Here is a 15,582-nt window from a genome sequence, read left to right on the forward strand (position 1 = left end):
GAAGTTAAGCCCATTTGCGCCGATGGTACTGCCAATAGGTGGGAGAGTAGGTCGCTGCCTTTCTTTATATTGATACAATCAATATAATATACTAAAGTCCTCAATCTAATGATTGAGGACTTTTTTTGTTAATAATTAAAATAAAAGAGAATATTTTCGTTCTAATTATTAATTATCTTTTCTTTGCAACTTGTTTATGAAAACATTTAGAATTTTACTAATAATATTGATTTTTCCAAGCTTGATGTTTTCTCAAGTTGGTGGAGAATCTGTATATAAATTCTTAAATATTTCTACATCAGCAAAACAAACTGCGCTTGGAGGTAAAACTTTAACATTAATTGATGATGTAAATCAACCATTATGGAATCCGTCAGTGATTAATGAGAATCTAGATAACCAATTAGCTGTAAATTATTCTTCTTATTTATCTGGAATTAATATTGGATCAGTTTCTTTTGCTAAAAGAATTAATAGAAGATTTGGAACTCTACAAGGAAGTGTTAAATATATTAATTATGGAAGTTTAATTGAGGCAGACGAATCTGGAAATATAACTGGAGAATTTTCTGCTAGTGATATTGCTGTTTCAGTTGGTTATGCTGTAAATTTACCATGGACAAATTTATATGCTGGAGCAAATATTAAATTTATTAATTCATCCATTAGTAATTATTCATCAACTGGAATGGCAGCAGATATTGGATTTTTATTTCACAGTCCACATAAGCCTTTTGTAATTACTTTAGTTGTTAGAAATATTGGAATGCAAATATCATCTTTTAATAATGAGCAAGAAAAGCTACCTTTAGAAGTACTATTAGGTGGTTCTTATCAATTAGAGAATGTTCCTGTAAAATGGTATTTAACGATTGATAATTTACAACAATGGAATGTTTCTGTTAGTAATCCGTCAAATCAAGTTTCTGATATTGAAGGAAATATTACAGAAGAAAATATCTCTTTTTTTAATAACGCATTGAGACATTTTATTGTAGGCGTTGAATTATTCCCTGAAAGTGCAATTAACTTAAGATTAGGATATAATTTCAGAAAATCACAAGAGTTTAAATTACAAAACGTTAGATCATTTGGAGGAATATCTTTTGGTTTTGGTTTAAAAATGAATAACTTTAAATTGAATTATTCTTATTCTAAAGTGCATACTGCTACAAATATTAGTACTTTTAGTTTACAAATAAATTTAGATAGAAAAAGATAGATGAATAAAAAAATTACGATAGCAATAGATGGTTTTTCATCAACAGGAAAAAGTACAATAGCTAAGCAGTTAGCAAAACACTTGGGCTATATATACGTTGATACTGGTGCAATGTATAGAACAGTTACTCTTTTTGCGATGCAACATAATTTTGTTGGATTGGATTTTGTTCATCAAGAAAAGTTGATTAATGAACTAAAAAATATTAAAATTTCATTTACTTTTAATAAAGAGTTAGGCTTTGCAGAAGTGTATTTAAACGATGTTAATGTTGAAAAAAAAATACGTTCGTTAGAAGTATCTAACTTAGTTAGCAAAGTATCTGCAATTTCTAAAGTTAGAGAAAAACTGGTTTCAGAACAACAAGAAATGGGATTGCATAAAGGAATTGTAATGGACGGAAGAGATATTGGGACTGTTGTTTTTCCTAATGCAGAGTTGAAAATATTTATGACCGCTTCTGCGGATACAAGAGCAAAAAGAAGATTCTATGAATTGATTGAAAAAGGTGACAATGTTAGTTATGAAGAAATTTTTAAAAACGTAGTTGATAGAGATCAAATGGATACAACAAGAGAAGATTCTCCTTTAATAAAAGCTAACGATGCTATAGAAATTGATAATTCTAATTTAACAAAAGAAGAACAATTTAAAATGATTCTTAAATTAGTTCAAGAAAAGTTATAACAAAAAAAGCAGCTAAATAGCTGCTTTTTTTGTTATGGAATTTCTAAATATTTATGAGTTTGTAAAGAAATCTTCCATTTAGGATTTTTCATTACATATGCTACAATTTCAGGTATCATTTTTTCTCTTTTACTCCATTCAGGTTGTAAAAATAATTCACAATTTTTATTAACTTTTAAAGCTTCTTCTTCGGCAAATTTAAAATCACTTCTATTATGAACAATCATTTTTAATTCATCAGCTTCTTTATAAACTTCTTCTAAAGGTAGTTTTGTCTTCTTTGGAGACAAACAAAACCAGTCCCATTTTCCAGAAAAAGAATACGCTCCAGAGGTTTCTATATGAGTTTTTATATTGTTTTGTTGTAGTTGATTTGTAATATAATCTAAACTCCACATTAAAGGTTCGCCACCAGTAATTACAACTGTATCTGCATATCTTTTTGCATTTTCTACAATTAAATCTGTATGAGTTGGTGGATGCAATTTTGCATTCCAACTTTCTTTAACATCACACCAATGACAACCAACATCACAACCGCCAATTCTTATAAAATATGCAGCTTTTCCTGTATGAGAACCTTCACCTTGAATGGTGTAAAACTCTTCCATTAATGGAAGCATTTCTCCTTTATTTATTAAATCTTGAACCTCTTTTTTCATTGGTTGGCAAAGATACTGAAACTTAGAAGAATAAATGAAGCAATAAAAAGGAATTCTATTTGCTATTTTTATGAGATATTAACTTTTTATTGTTTTGTATCATTTAAAGTTTGTTTACTTTTATGCTCGATAAATAAGAATTAACAAAAAGAATCGTTTAGTTAGTATAAAAGATAAAATAATGAATAAGAATTTAGTTAAGTTATTGGTTGTTAGTGTAATGTCAGTTTTATTTGTGCAGTGTAGTGGTGATGGGAAATTTACCATAGCAAAAGGGAAAGTTGGCAAGTTAACAACACTAACTACGATAAGCGAAATTGATAATATTTTTAAAAAGGATTCTATTGTTAAAAATTTAAGCGAAGGAAGTTTGGGGAATAATTACTTTCAAGACGACGATGAATATTTGATTTATGAAAAAGGAGGAAAGCATTTATTAACAATTATTCCACAAGAACAATTAGATTCTACATCTACCATTAAAAGTATTCAAATTTTTGACCCAAGATTCTCAACTAAAACTGGAATTTCATTAGAGTCATCTTTTGAGGACATTAATTTAAACAATACAATTACTAAAGTTGAAACATCTTTAAGTTCTGCTACTTTATTTATAGATGATTTAAACGTAACAATTAGTTTAGATAAGGAAGACTTAGGATTAAAGAATTTTAGCACACAAAAAATTAGCATTGAACAAATTCCTGGTTTAGCAAAAGTAAAATCTTTTATAATTTGGTTTAATTAGTCAAAGAGTTTCTTAATTGTTTTATTTTTCTTTTAATTAATAATTTTGGTTATGAAAAAGTATACCATTCAAAATTCACCTTTTATTGTTCCAACATCAGACGGAAAATTAATTGAAGAGCATTTTGGAAATGCAACAAACCAAGATTCTAAAATTAGTATTGCACATATGATTGCTCCACCAAAATGGAGTGAGCCTTTTCAAACTCCAAAATTTGATGAATATACGTATATTATAAAAGGGAAAAAACAATTTATTATTGAAGGTGAAACAGTAATTTTAGAAGCTGGACAATCTATTAAAATTGAAAAAAACACACGTGTTCAATATTCGAACCCTTTTGATGCTGATTGTGAATATTTAGCCATTTGTTTACCAGCTTTTTCAATGGATTTAGTACATCGAGAAGAAGGTTGTTAGCGTTAAAATTTTACTAAACAATTCTTGTTATAGTGATTTAAAGAATATATTTTTTAAATTTCTAATTCAAAATCAACTTATTATGCGAATTAGAGGCTTTTTATTATTATTTGTTTTTTCAATTTCTTTTTTATCTGCTCAAGAAACTTTAGAAATGAAATATACTACAACCAAAGAAAATCCGTTCGGAAAGTATAATCCAAAAGCACCAAAACAATTACAAGATTATAAAGAATTAATTGGTTTGAGTAAATGTGAATCTACTTCTAGAAATCCGGATCAAACTTGGGCAAAACCTGTAAACATGACTTGGGAATGGAAATATATTATGAATGGAATGGCAGTTCAAGATTTAACCTTAAAAGAAGATGCTCGTCATTCAGGAAGCATTAGACAATACGATAAAGATAGTTTACAATGGAATGTTCATTACTATTCTTCAGCAGTCACAGCAAGCCCTTTGCAAACTTGGAAAGGAAATCGAAAAGAAAACAAAATTGTTTTATATAAAAAGCAAAATGCGCCAAACGGAACTAAAGGTTTTTCTAGATTAACTTTTTATGACATAACCAATAAGAGTTATAAATGGATTGGAGAATGGGTTGATGAAAAGGAAACAATTGTATTTCCGTTTTGGAAAATTGAATGTAAAAAACAAAAGAGTTAAACTTTTTTCCTTGTTAGATAAAATGGCAAATATATCAATAGAAAATACGGAATAACAATCAACTCAACAACCATTACATAATAAGGCCATTCTCCAAATAAATCTAGCATAGAGGCTGCATCTGGTTTTCTATTAGTGTAGAAATAGTTTGATCCTAAGAAATAATTTAGTGTAAACATCAATGCCATATATACTTGCATTCCAATAAAAGATTTGAAAACACTTTTTAATGTTGGTCGCATTTTATAAACAAAAGTTGCATACATCATAAAAATTACTAATCCAGCATGTACAAACCAATATCTAAAAAACTCAAAATTTTAAAAACTATACGAACTCGGAGTTATTAAAGATTGTAATGTTCCTGCTAAAATTAAAAAGAAAATAATTTCGTAGTGTAAATAGATTCTTTTTATGGAAACAATAGGAATAGTTAATGCTAAAATACTACATAAATGTAACGGTAAATGTTCTTGGATATTAAAATTATCGCTAAACAATTTTATTGCAAACCCAATAATTACAAATAAAGAAATTGAAATAGCTAATATATTTCCAATAAGTATTTGTCTTTTTTCTGATTGTTTTATTGCCCATCTGATTAATATAAACCCAAATAAAAACAGCATTAAAACAACAAGTAAATGCTGTGTAGAAAAGGGAGTAAAATCAGTATTTTCTTTTAGGAAAAAATCGTTCAATTGCAGAATTATTTACTGCAATATAAAAAAAGAATTTAACTTCTGTTTTTTGCGGCTAATAATGTATTTTTCATCAACATTGCAATAGTCATTGGTCCAACTCCTCCAGGAACTGGAGTAATAAAACTAGATTTTTTAGAAACTGATTCAAAATGCACATCACCAGCTAATCGAAAACCGCTTTTCTTAGTTTCATCTGTAATTCTTGTAATTCCAACATCAATAATTGTAACACCATCTTTTACCATATCTCCAGTTAAAAACTCTGGAATTCCTAATGCAGCAACAATAATATCTGCTTGTAACGTAATCTCTTTTAAGTTTTTAGTTCTACTATGAGTAATGGTTACTGTTGCATTTCCTGCTGCTCTTTTTTGCGACATTATAATACTCATTGGGCTACCAACAATATGACTTCTTCCAATAACTACAACATGTTTTCCGCTAGTTTCTACTTTGTAGCGTTCTAGTAATTCTAATATTCCGAAAGGAGTTGCAGGTAAAAAGGTTGGTAAATTTAATGTCATTTTTCCAACATTTGTTGGATGAAATCCATCTACATCTTTTTCTGGATTAACAGCCATCAATATTTTTTGTTCGTCAATGTGTTTAGGTAATGGTAATTGAACTATAAATCCATCTATCTCAGGATTGTTGTTTAATTTTTCAATTTCTTGCAACAATTTTTCTTCTGATATATCTTCAGATAAACTAACTAAGGTTGATTCAAAACCAGCTTTTGCACACGCTTTTACTTTTGCATTTACATAGGTTAAACTTGCCCCATTGCTACCAACTAAAATTGCTGCTAAATGTGGAGCTCTAACTCCAGATGCAGTAAGATTTTGTACTTCAATTGCTATTTCTTCTTTAATTTGGTTTGATGTTGCTTTTCCGTCTAAAATTACCATATTTATAAAAGTTTATTGTGTTTAAAATAGCTGATTGTTTCTATGTTTTTACTATGATATGAGTTGAAACTGACAACTAAATATTACTTCATTCCTTGCATCATTTGCATCATTTTTCTTCCGCCACCACCTTGCATCATCTTCATCATTTTGCTCATTTGATTAAATTGTTTCATCAATTGATTAACATCTTGTACGGTTGATCCTGAACCTTTTGCAATTCGTTTTTTTCTGCTTGAATTTATAGTACTTGGTGTACTCCTTTCTGATGGTGTCATAGAATGAATAATTGCTTCAATTCCTTTAAAGGCATCATCATCAATATCAACATCTTTCATTGCTTTTCCAGCTCCAGGAATCATACCAACTAAATCTTTCATGTTTCCCATTTTTTTGATTTGTTGAATCTGAGTTAAAAAATCATCAAAACCAAATTGATTTTTTGCAATTTTCTTTTGTAATTTTCGTGCTTCTTTTTCATCAAATTGTTCTTGAGCACGTTCTACTAAAGATACAACATCTCCCATTCCCAAGATTCTATCTGCCATTCTATCTGGATGAAAAACATCAATTGCTTCCATTTTTTCTCCAGTTCCAATAAATTTAATTGGTTTATCTACAACAGATTTTATCGTTAATGCTGCTCCACCACGAGTATCACCATCTAATTTTGTTAAAATAACTCCATCAAAATTTAATACATCATTAAACGCTTTTGCAGTATTAACAGCATCTTGCCCAGTCATAGAATCTACTACAAACAATGTTTCTTGCGGATTTACAGCTTTATGGATGTTAGAAATTTCGGTCATCATTTCTTCATCAACAGCTAAACGACCAGCAGTATCAATAATAACTACATTTTTACCGTTAGCTTTTGCATGTTTAATTGCATTTTGAGAAATTTCTACCGGATTTTGATTACCAACTTCTGCATACACTTCAACACCAATTTGATCTCCAACAACTTGTAATTGATTTATAGCAGCTGGGCGATATACATCACAACCAACTAATAAAACTTGTTTTGTTTTTTTAGTTTTTAAGTAGTTTGCTAATTTTCCAGAAAAAGTAGTTTTACCAGAACCTTGTAAACCAGACATTAAAATTACTGTTGGAGAACCGCCAAGGTTTATTCCTACAGTTTCTCCGCCCATTAATTCGGTTAATTCATCTTTAACCAACTTTACCATTAATTGCCCAGGATTTAATGTAGTTAATACATCTTGTCCTAATGCTTTTGTTTGTACTCTTTTGGTAAATTCTTTGGCAATTTTAAAGTTAACATCGGCATCTAATAGAGCTCTACGAACTTCTTTTAGGGTTTCTGCAACGTTAACTTCTGTAATACTACCGTGACCTTTTAATGTGTGTAAGGCTTTATCTAATTTATCGCTTAAATTATTAAACATGTGCTTTGTGTTCTTTTTTTTAGAAGCACAAATATAAGAAAATAGCACGATTTTTATAACGAAAAAACTTGTTATTTAGATTTTGAAAATAGACTTGAAAAGAAGTTGATAAGATGAACAAAAGCAGAGATAATAAATATTAAAATAGCAAAAGCTAAAATTAAATTCGAATAATCTGTTGTAGTATTTATCTCTTCGGAATATTTATCTGTGCCTAACCAATTCCAATTATTTTTTGTAAAAAATAAAATTAATGCAATTGTTTGTAAAAAAATATGAGTTATTGTTAACCACTTTTTGGCGGTTTTATTTCCCCAGTGAAGAGAAAAATAATTCAAACCAACCAAACCAAAAAACACAGCAAAAACATAACTTAAATTATTATATGTTATAACAAAATAGGTATACGAAACGTTTATATCAATAGCTTCTTCTTTAAAAAGAATTCCTAATATTAGAACAATCGGAATCAACCCAAAAAAGAATAAATGTGGTTTTGCAATCAGTTTTTTCATTAATAATTCTCTTTTAAAATTTGTGTATGATGTGCTGTGTGATACGCCGTCCACATAATAATTTCTCTAACCGTCATTCTTCCCATTAGTGGATGAGGAATTAACAACATATCTAAATCGGTATCTTTTAATTTATTGGTTTTGTATTGTAGTTTTTTATTCTGAATTTTAAGTTTATTAACTAAAACTGGTTTTTCTTGTAGAACAGGTTTCTTTAGCTTGCTGTTAAATTTTGTTGCTATTTCTTGATTCTTGGCTAACTTTTCTTGATAATTTTTTACAACAACTTCGTAACTTCTAGTTGCTCTGTTTGATTTTCCAAACTTGTATTTTAGAATAAACTTCGGATAACTCAACGCATTGTTTAAAAGCTGAATAGAATCTGCTAAGTGCAAAATATGTTGACCAAATGTCCATTTATTTTCTGGACCTTTTACCCAATCTTTTTCTGGATGATTTTCAATTAAATTAAATAATTCTTGGTGTTTTTCTTCGAGCAGTGTTACAATTTCACTTTTAATCATTTTTGTTTTATTACGATGAAGAAATATACAAAATAAAAGCAAATAACAACTCACTACAAAAAATAAACAGTTGAATACATTTCCTTTTTTTTAGCGTTACATCTCACATATATTTGTTTTATCAAACAGTAAATATTTAATTATGAAAGCAATATCAATTATTAAAAAATCAATTTTAGCAGTAGTATTAATTCTATTTATTTTTACCTCTAATCTTGTTGTGGCTCAAACGAGTATTACTACATCTAAAAGTAATTCATATACAATTAATTCTAGTTCAAGTAAAAATGGAATTAGAACATATCATGTAAAAAATGGACAAAATGATTTTAGAATAGAATATGAAGGAGATATAACTTTATCAAATGATGATAAAGATATTGTTGCCATTTCTAGAGGCGGATTTATTGAAATTAAAAAATCTAGTTTCGGAACAAAGCGAAGAATTGTAATTCATAATGAAACAGGAACGTTAGTTAAAAAATATTATGTTGGTTGGTCAGAAAAATCTTTTAATTCTGAAGGAAGAAAATGGTTAGCAGAAATTTTACCAGAAATTTTAAGAACTACAACTATAGCCGCAAAAAGTAGAGTAGATCGTTTTTATAAAAAAGGTGGAGCAAACAGTGTCTTATCTGAAATAAGAAAAATGAAAAGCGATTTTGTAAAAGCTGCTTATGTAAAGTTGTTATTAGAGAAGAATTTAAGCACAAACGAACTAGTAAGTGTTATAGAAACTACTGGAGATTATATTAAATCAGATCATTATGTTTCTCAAATTTTAAAGAGCAATCAAAAGGCATTTTTAAAAAATGATAAATCGGTAACAGCATATATTAATGCTACAAAAAATATTAAATCAGATCATTATGCAACAGGAATTCTTAAAAAAGTAATAGAAGACAAAAGTATTTCTGACAAGCAATTAAGTAGTTTGTTAGAAATAACAAAAGGAATAAAATCTGATCATTATTTAACTCAGTTGCTTAAAGACATCATGGAAAACAGAAAAATGAATGATGATAATATGAGTAAAATATTAACATTAACAAAAGATGTTAAATCTGATCATTATAAAGTTACAATTCTTAAAGTAGCTTTAAAGAATAAAAATTTATCTAAAAAAACCCATGAACAATTTCTAACTATAATAAAAGATATTAAATCAGATCATTATATTTCAAGCATCATTACAGAAATGATGAAAAACAATAGTTTTAATTCATCATCAATAAACACAATAGTAAAAATGGTGGATGAGAATATAAAATCAGATCATTATGTCTCAACAATTTATAAAAAAATTGCAACTAAAAATTTGTCAGAAAATCAATTAATTATGATTATTGAATCTTCTTCTAGAACTATGAGCTCAAGTCATTCTTTAACATCAGTATTGGTTGCGTTGTCTGGTCAAGTTAATAAATCATCAGAAAAAGTTAAAAATGCATATAGAACTGCTGCAAAAAAAATTAAGTCTGATACCTATTACGGAAGAACAATGAAAGCTTTAAATTAATTATAATTTATTTTAAACTCAATCTTAACTAAAATTATTTTAGTTAAGATTGAGTATCTTTATTTACATTAAACCAAACTAACTTTCTTTTGAAAAAGCACCTACTAATTATTATTTCTAGTATTATTGTAAGCACAATTCTGAGCTATTATTTGGTGATAAGCGGTTCTACTCAAGAAGTAGCATTTAGTTTTACAATTGCTGCTTTAACTTCTTTTACAGGAATTTTTATTAGCTATGTTTTGTTTTTTGTGGTGAAGAAGTTAGACAATTATTTTCCTTGGCAAACGCAAACAAATAACAGATTATTTTTAGGCTTTATCATTCAGTATACAATTGCAATTTGTTTAGCAATTGGTTTGTTTTACGTTTACACAAGTGTTTTTAAAGCTGAAGTAGATTTTTTTTATGATCATAAAGAACTGCTCATAAAATTGGCTATTTTGTTATGTATTATTTTACTTATTTATTCAGTAATATATTTTGCATTTTACTCTTATTATTCTTTTGCTACATTGCAAATTGAATCTGTTAAACAAGAACGCAAGCAAATAGATCTACAATTAAAAGCACTTAAATCTCAATTAAGTCCACACTTTTTATTCAACTCTTTAAACACAGTTTCTTCATTGGTTTTTGTTGATAAAATGAAAGCGAAATTGTTTATAAGAAGGTTGGCAAACTTGTATAATTATACATTACAAAGTTATCATTCGAAACTAATTACTTTAAAAGAAGAATTAGATTTTGTTGCATCCTACCAGTATTTATTAGCGATAAGATTTGAGGATAAATTTAAAGCAAATATTACTATTGACGATGATTTATTGAGCACTAAAATTCCGCCATTAAGTTTACAAATGTTGGTTGAAAATGCCGTAAAACACAACACAATGAGTATAGAAAAACCTTTGCTAATTGATGTGTTTGTAGAAGACGATTTTATTTGTGTTCAAAATACAATTACAGAATCTCCAAAAGATAAAACATCATTTAAAGTAGGATTAAAAAACATTAATAAACGGTATTTACTATTAGTTAATAAAGGAATCTCTATAAGTAATGGAGAAAACTTCACTGTTAAAATTCCAATTATTAAATGAGAAAATTGTTTATACATACTCCGTTATTTCGATTTTTAAGTCCAATTTTTACTGGAGTTGTAGCATACTTATTAATTTTATTAATCAACAATAATATTGGACAATTACAAGAACAATTTTTAGGACAAGAATTATATGTAAGCATTACACTTTCTTATATCGTACACGAATTTTCTCGTTTTTTATTATGGGTTTTTAAACACATTCCAATACAGATAGGAACTGTATTTAAACTCATTTTACATTGTGTTTTAGCGATAATTCTAAGTGCAGTCTTAATAACACTTTTAATTGAATTGTATTATCAGCAAGTTGCTGGATTTTCGCCTTCAACAACAGAAATAATTACATTTAATAGTATTTATTGTTGCATTCCAGTTTCTTACGTTTTGTTAAATATAAGTCATCAATATTTATACAAAATCAATACACAAAAATTAGATAATGAAATTCTAATCAAACAAAATATTGAAGAAGATTTTAAACAATTTAAAAGAGAAATAAACCCAGAATTACTGTTTGAAAGCTTTGAAAGGCTGTTGATTTTAATTGATGAAAATATTGATAAAGTAGATGAGTTTATAGATCACTTATCAACTATTTATAGATACATTTTATCAAGTAGAAAAAATCAGTTAGTCTCCTTTAATGAAGAAAACGAAATACTAAAAGAATTTATAAAACTTTATAATCATTTGCCTTATAGAAAAGTAATTATTTGTGTAAAAGAGAATGCAAATTTTTTAATAGTACCAGGAACATTACTTTTTGTAATTGAACAAATTATCAAAACAACAATAGTTTCAACCAAAGATAATTTAGAGATTGAGATTGCATTTTCTGAAACAAATTTCACAATAAGTTATGCAACTGAAGATAGAATTAATAGAGAGTTTAGTATTCAGAACATCGAAGAAATTGCAAGAGTTTATAGTATTTATAATATTGATGAAATTGAAATATTTGAAGATAATATAGTAAGAACAATATCAATTCCGAAGTTAGAAATTAAAGAATAGAAAATGAAAATAGTTATTATAGAAGATGAAATTTTGGCTGTAGAAAAACTAGAGCGTTATTTGTCTAAATACAATACTGAAATTGTTGTTGTAGAAAAACTTTCTAGTATCTCAGAAGCTGTTTCTTGGTTTCAAAAAGAGGAAGAATATGATGTGGTTTTTATGGATATTCAGTTAACAGACGGATTGAGTTTCGAAATTTTTAATCAAGCAAAAATATTAAAACCTGTTATTTTTACAACTGCTTTTGATGAATATGCAATTGATGCTTTTAAAGTGAATAGCATCGATTATATTTTAAAGCCAATTACATTTACAGATGTTTCTAAAGCAATGAGTAAACTAACCGAAATGGAAAAAGTGTTTACAGGTAACGATTCTATGATTAATGTAGTAAAGCAAATTGCAGAGAAAAAAACCAAAGATCGGTTTTTAGTTCGATTAGGAAATCATATACATTCTATTAAAACTTCTGAAATATCTTTGTTTTATGCTGAAGGAAGAACCGTTTATTTAATTACAAACACAAAAAGAAAATATATTTTAGATTTTAAACTAGAAAGTTTAGAAGAAGTTTTAAATCCCGCAGAATTTTTTAGAGTGAATAGGACTTTTATTGTTAATATTTCTGACATTCAAGATGTATTGGTCTATTCAAATAGTAGATTAAAAATTACATCTAAAGTTTTTAATGAAAAAGAAATCATTGTAAGTAGAGAAAAAGTGAATGCTTTTAAAACTTGGTTTGCTGGAAATTAGGTTTTCAAAAAAAATAGTATTTGATTTGTTTATTACTTATTTAAAGAACAATGATTTATCAAATTCAACAAACTTTTGATCCAGAAAAAAACCTCAATTATGTTGAATTGTATACTGATTCTTCGTCTGCAAAAATCATTTTAAACCAAGGAGCAAGTTTGCAAGAATTAACCATTAATTCAATTCCTGTAATTAAAGATTTAACTCCGATTTCTTACCGTGAAAGCTTTGCTTCCTCAATTTTATTTCCTTTTGCAAACAGAATTAAAGACGGAAAATATGTTTTTAATGCTATTGAATATCAAACAGAAATTAACCAAGTAGAAGAGAACAATGCGCTTCATGGATTTGTACATGATAAAGAATTTGAACTTGTAAAGAAAAATACAACTCAAAATAAAGCTTCCGTTGTTTTAGAATATAATGAGACAAAACTTACTAAAGGATTTCCGTTTACCTATAAAATTCAACTTGAATATATTTTAACAAGTGATTCTTTAGAGTTAAAAGTTAAAATAGAAAACACTTCAAAAAGTGAATTCCCTTTTACATTAGGTTGGCATCCGTATTTTTATTCGACAAATCTAAACAACAGTTTTTTAAAATTTGAGAGTTCTAAACAAGTAGTTTTTGATGATAGAATGATTCCAATAAACACTAAAAAACTAGCAAATTTTCAGAATTTTGAATTGAAAAACAAAATACTAGACGATTGTTTTTATTTAGATTCAAATTTGGTGGAATTTATAACTCCAACATATCATTTAGAATTATCATCTTCAGAAAAAGATATTTTTCTACAAATATATACGCCTCCAAAAAAGAACACAATTGCCATTGAGCCAACAACAGGAATTTCGAATAGTTTTAATTCTAAAATTGGATTAAAAATGCTTTTACCAAAAGAAGAATATCAAATTTCTTGGAAATTAGTTGTTGAGTATCAATAACAAAAAAAACAATCTTTATTTAGTCTTTAAAAGTGTAGGCAAAATATAATTTTCTAAGATTTTTTCGGGTTGTTGAAATTTTCCATTTCTGTAATTTCCAGAAGTAATTACTACAACTACATCTAAAGTTGGAATTACAAAAATATATTGCCCTCCAGCACCTCTAGCTTCAATAGATTTAATTTCTTGTTTACCAACTTTATAGGTTTTATGCCACCATAAGTAACCGTAACCATTCTTATCATTTGTGTTTTGAAGTTTTCTATAGTTTTTGAAAGATTTTTTTATCCATTTTTTTGAAATAATTCTTTTACCATTCCATTTTCCATTGTCTAAATACAATTGTCCAAATTTTAGCATATCTCTAGGCGTAATATGCATTCCACCTCCAAAATAAGGTATTCCTGTTCGGTCTTTTTGAATGATATAGTTTGAGATTCCTAAAGGTTTTAATAACTGTTGGTCAATAAATAGTTCTAAAGGTTGTTCTAAAGTAGTATTTAATGAAACTCCTAATAAATAAGGGTTTGCAGAACCGTAATTTGCTTCTGCTCCTGGTTTGTTAATCATTGGAGCTTCTAAAACTGTTTTTAACCAATTAGATGAATTTTGGTATGCAGGTTCTGAAGCTAAAGATTTACGTTCAGTTCCGAAATCAACTGCATCTAAACCAGAACTCATAGTTAATAAATCACTTATTTTAATTAAAGACTTTAAACTATCTTTTGTGTATTGAAAATTCTTTGGAATAAAATTATATAAATATTCAGAATCATTTTTAATCAATTTCTTATCAATAGCAATTCCAATTAAAGCAGATGAAATGCTTTTAGAAGCAGAACGTTGATCGTGTGGAGTATTGTGAGTAAATCCTCCAAAATATTTTTCATAAACTAATTTCCCTTTTTTAGCAATTAAAATACTGTGTGTTTTAATCAATTTTTTAGAAAGAATATCACGTTCCATTTCTTGTAGTTTTTTACTACTTTTTAAGTTTGAAACTCTCCATCCATCATTTAATTGCAAAGGTTTATTACCAATACTTGTTCTTGTAGAAAAATCATCAAAAGCCCATTCGCTTTTTGATTTATGTAATACAACAGTAGTAATAGTTTTTCCAGCTAAAATTATTTCTAATTCAATTTTGTTTGTCAACAATTTTCCTTTAAAATCAAGCCCAGTTATATTATCTTGAAATGTTATAATGTTATTTTTCTTCTTAGGTTCTCCAGCCCAAGTTCCTGCAAAACGTTTATCTCCAAAAAATGGATAGGCTTCAAATTTTTGACCATTTATATTTTCAATACTGAAAAACATAGATTGACTTATTAGTTCATCAATAATGAAAAGATTCCATTTTCCTTGAAAACTGTTATCTTTCTTTTTTGTCAATTTGATATGATAAAAATGAAAGTTAGAACTTATAAATCCATTAATTTCAGAAGAATCATCACTTATAATTGCAGAAAAAATAAACCCTTTTGAAAACTCAAACTGAATATTTTTTTTAGAATCAGAAGCGATTATATTTTCAAAAGAAAATTCATCATTGCTAAGCTTAAAAAGATACTTATTGTTCGGTTTTTTGGTAATGTTTACTTTAAGGTTAAAGGTGTTTTTCTTTGGAAGAACTCCTTCCCATTGACCTTCATAATCTTTAATATTTACTTGAGAATATAAATTGGTTGTTGCTAATATAATTAGTAGCAATAATTTAAAGGATAATTTCATTATATATGTTTTTGTTTATACAAAGGTGCCGT

At 27.5% G+C, this 15,582-nt stretch carries 16 protein-coding genes and 1 pseudogene; 10 read left to right on the forward strand and 7 right to left on the reverse strand.

Annotated features, from left to right (window positions below; all coding sequences use genetic code 11):
* The first annotated feature begins 196 nt into the window (after positions 1–196).
* Together porQ and cmk are read left to right on the forward strand one after the other, a co-directional pair.
* Positions 197–1,222, forward strand: a complete 1,026-nt coding sequence (gene porQ, locus ABDX67_RS12375; protein ID WP_347175349.1) for a type IX secretion system protein PorQ — start codon at positions 197–199, stop codon at positions 1,220–1,222.
* Positions 1,223–1,909 carry a (d)CMP kinase gene (cmk, locus tag ABDX67_RS12380; protein WP_347175350.1) on the forward strand — a complete coding sequence of 229 codons (687 nt, stop codon included), beginning with the start codon at positions 1,223–1,225 and terminating at the stop codon, positions 1,907–1,909.
* A gap of 32 nt (positions 1,910–1,941) precedes the next feature.
* Here cmk and ABDX67_RS12385 read toward each other — a convergent pair whose 3' ends face one another.
* On the reverse strand, positions 1,942–2,571 hold the full coding sequence (locus tag ABDX67_RS12385) for a 7-carboxy-7-deazaguanine synthase QueE (protein WP_347175351.1): 630 nt from the start codon (positions 2,569–2,571) through the stop codon (positions 1,942–1,944).
* Positions 2,572–2,752: 181 nt separating this feature from the next.
* Between ABDX67_RS12385 and ABDX67_RS12390 the strand changes: the two genes are divergently transcribed.
* The 3 genes from ABDX67_RS12390 (at position 2,753) to ABDX67_RS12400 (ending at position 4,406) form a co-directional block, all read left to right on the forward strand.
* Positions 2,753–3,319, forward strand: coding sequence for a hypothetical protein (locus tag ABDX67_RS12390; protein WP_347175352.1), 567 nt, complete (start codon positions 2,753–2,755; stop codon positions 3,317–3,319).
* A 51-nt stretch (positions 3,320–3,370) separates the two neighbouring features.
* A complete protein-coding gene (locus tag ABDX67_RS12395; protein WP_347175353.1) occupies positions 3,371–3,739 on the forward strand; it encodes a cupin domain-containing protein in 369 nt (122 codons plus the stop codon).
* Between the two features lie 82 nt (positions 3,740–3,821).
* Positions 3,822–4,406, forward strand: coding sequence for a hypothetical protein (locus ABDX67_RS12400; protein ID WP_347175354.1), 585 nt, complete (start codon positions 3,822–3,824; stop codon positions 4,404–4,406).
* On the opposite strand, the pseudogene ABDX67_RS13500 reads toward ABDX67_RS12400, so the two are convergent.
* The 5 genes and pseudogenes from ABDX67_RS13500 to ABDX67_RS12430 all read right to left on the reverse strand — a co-directional run bounded on the left by ABDX67_RS13500 (position 4,403) and on the right by ABDX67_RS12430 (position 8,469).
* Positions 4,403–5,107 (reverse strand): annotated as a pseudogene (locus ABDX67_RS13500) (YwaF family protein). The gene ABDX67_RS12400 and the pseudogene ABDX67_RS13500 overlap by 4 nt on opposite strands.
* A gap of 35 nt (positions 5,108–5,142) precedes the next feature.
* A complete protein-coding gene (locus ABDX67_RS12415; RefSeq protein ID WP_347175356.1) occupies positions 5,143–6,018 on the reverse strand; it encodes a bifunctional 5,10-methylenetetrahydrofolate dehydrogenase/5,10-methenyltetrahydrofolate cyclohydrolase in 876 nt (291 codons plus the stop codon).
* A gap of 83 nt (positions 6,019–6,101) precedes the next feature.
* Positions 6,102–7,430, reverse strand: coding sequence for a signal recognition particle protein (ffh, locus tag ABDX67_RS12420; RefSeq protein ID WP_347175357.1), 1,329 nt, complete (start codon positions 7,428–7,430; stop codon positions 6,102–6,104).
* Positions 7,431–7,501: 71 nt separating this feature from the next.
* The gene (locus tag ABDX67_RS12425) at positions 7,502–7,945 is read right to left on the reverse strand and encodes a hypothetical protein (protein ID WP_347175358.1); all 444 of its coding nucleotides are present in this window, start codon (positions 7,943–7,945) and stop codon (positions 7,502–7,504) included.
* Positions 7,945–8,469 (reverse strand): DinB family protein, encoded by a 525-nt coding sequence (locus tag ABDX67_RS12430; protein ID WP_347175359.1) that lies wholly within the window; start codon positions 8,467–8,469, stop codon positions 7,945–7,947. The genes ABDX67_RS12425 and ABDX67_RS12430 overlap by 1 nt, the downstream gene beginning before the upstream one ends.
* 142 nt (positions 8,470–8,611) lie before the next feature.
* Here ABDX67_RS12430 and ABDX67_RS12435 point away from each other — a divergent pair, with 142 nt between their 5' ends.
* The 5 genes from ABDX67_RS12435 to ABDX67_RS12455 all read left to right on the forward strand — a co-directional run bounded on the left by ABDX67_RS12435 (position 8,612) and on the right by ABDX67_RS12455 (position 13,819).
* Positions 8,612–9,988, forward strand: coding sequence for a hypothetical protein (locus tag ABDX67_RS12435; protein ID WP_347175360.1), 1,377 nt, complete (start codon positions 8,612–8,614; stop codon positions 9,986–9,988).
* A gap of 89 nt (positions 9,989–10,077) precedes the next feature.
* Positions 10,078–11,091, forward strand: coding sequence for a sensor histidine kinase (locus ABDX67_RS12440; protein WP_347175361.1), 1,014 nt, complete (start codon positions 10,078–10,080; stop codon positions 11,089–11,091).
* A complete protein-coding gene (locus tag ABDX67_RS12445; protein WP_347175362.1) occupies positions 11,088–12,110 on the forward strand; it encodes a histidine kinase in 1,023 nt (340 codons plus the stop codon). The genes ABDX67_RS12440 and ABDX67_RS12445 overlap by 4 nt, the downstream gene beginning before the upstream one ends.
* A 3-nt stretch (positions 12,111–12,113) precedes the next feature.
* Entirely contained in the window at positions 12,114–12,869 is a 756-nt protein-coding gene (locus ABDX67_RS12450; RefSeq protein ID WP_347175363.1) for a LytR/AlgR family response regulator transcription factor, read from the forward strand.
* Positions 12,870–12,919: 50 nt separating this feature from the next.
* The gene (locus tag ABDX67_RS12455) at positions 12,920–13,819 is read left to right on the forward strand and encodes an aldose 1-epimerase (protein ID WP_347175364.1); all 900 of its coding nucleotides are present in this window, start codon (positions 12,920–12,922) and stop codon (positions 13,817–13,819) included.
* 15 nt (positions 13,820–13,834) lie between these two features.
* Here ABDX67_RS12455 and ABDX67_RS12460 read toward each other — a convergent pair whose 3' ends face one another.
* The gene (locus ABDX67_RS12460; protein ID WP_347175365.1) at positions 13,835–15,550 is read right to left on the reverse strand and encodes a serine hydrolase domain-containing protein; all 1,716 of its coding nucleotides are present in this window, start codon (positions 15,548–15,550) and stop codon (positions 13,835–13,837) included.
* Positions 15,551–15,582: the final 32 nt, after the last annotated feature.

The sequence above is a fragment of the Polaribacter uvawellassae genome (assembly GCF_039748955.1).
GTDB classification, from domain to species: Bacteria; Bacteroidota; Bacteroidia; order Flavobacteriales; family Flavobacteriaceae; genus Polaribacter; species Polaribacter uvawellassae.

Coding starts and splice junctions, on each gene's coding strand:
- ABDX67_RS12415 (WP_347175356.1), bottom strand. CDS start 6,018: ATGGTAATTTTAGACGGAAAAGCAACATCAAACCAAATTAAAGAAGAA.
- ABDX67_RS12425 (WP_347175358.1), bottom strand. CDS start 7,945: ATGAAAAAACTGATTGCAAAACCACATTTATTCTTTTTTGGGTTGATT.
- ABDX67_RS12390 (WP_347175352.1), top strand. CDS start 2,753: ATGAATAAGAATTTAGTTAAGTTATTGGTTGTTAGTGTAATGTCAGTT.
- ABDX67_RS12400 (WP_347175354.1), top strand. CDS start 3,822: ATGCGAATTAGAGGCTTTTTATTATTATTTGTTTTTTCAATTTCTTTT.
- ABDX67_RS12460 (WP_347175365.1), bottom strand. CDS start 15,550: ATGAAATTATCCTTTAAATTATTGCTACTAATTATATTAGCAACAACC.
- porQ (WP_347175349.1), top strand. CDS start 197: ATGAAAACATTTAGAATTTTACTAATAATATTGATTTTTCCAAGCTTG.
- ffh (WP_347175357.1), bottom strand. CDS start 7,430: ATGTTTAATAATTTAAGCGATAAATTAGATAAAGCCTTACACACATTA.
- ABDX67_RS12435 (WP_347175360.1), top strand. CDS start 8,612: ATGAAAGCAATATCAATTATTAAAAAATCAATTTTAGCAGTAGTATTA.
- ABDX67_RS12450 (WP_347175363.1), top strand. CDS start 12,114: ATGAAAATAGTTATTATAGAAGATGAAATTTTGGCTGTAGAAAAACTA.
- ABDX67_RS12395 (WP_347175353.1), top strand. CDS start 3,371: ATGAAAAAGTATACCATTCAAAATTCACCTTTTATTGTTCCAACATCA.
- cmk (WP_347175350.1), top strand. CDS start 1,223: ATGAATAAAAAAATTACGATAGCAATAGATGGTTTTTCATCAACAGGA.
- ABDX67_RS12455 (WP_347175364.1), top strand. CDS start 12,920: ATGATTTATCAAATTCAACAAACTTTTGATCCAGAAAAAAACCTCAAT.
- ABDX67_RS12430 (WP_347175359.1), bottom strand. CDS start 8,469: ATGATTAAAAGTGAAATTGTAACACTGCTCGAAGAAAAACACCAAGAA.
- ABDX67_RS12445 (WP_347175362.1), top strand. CDS start 11,088: ATGAGAAAATTGTTTATACATACTCCGTTATTTCGATTTTTAAGTCCA.
- ABDX67_RS12385 (WP_347175351.1), bottom strand. CDS start 2,571: ATGAAAAAAGAGGTTCAAGATTTAATAAATAAAGGAGAAATGCTTCCA.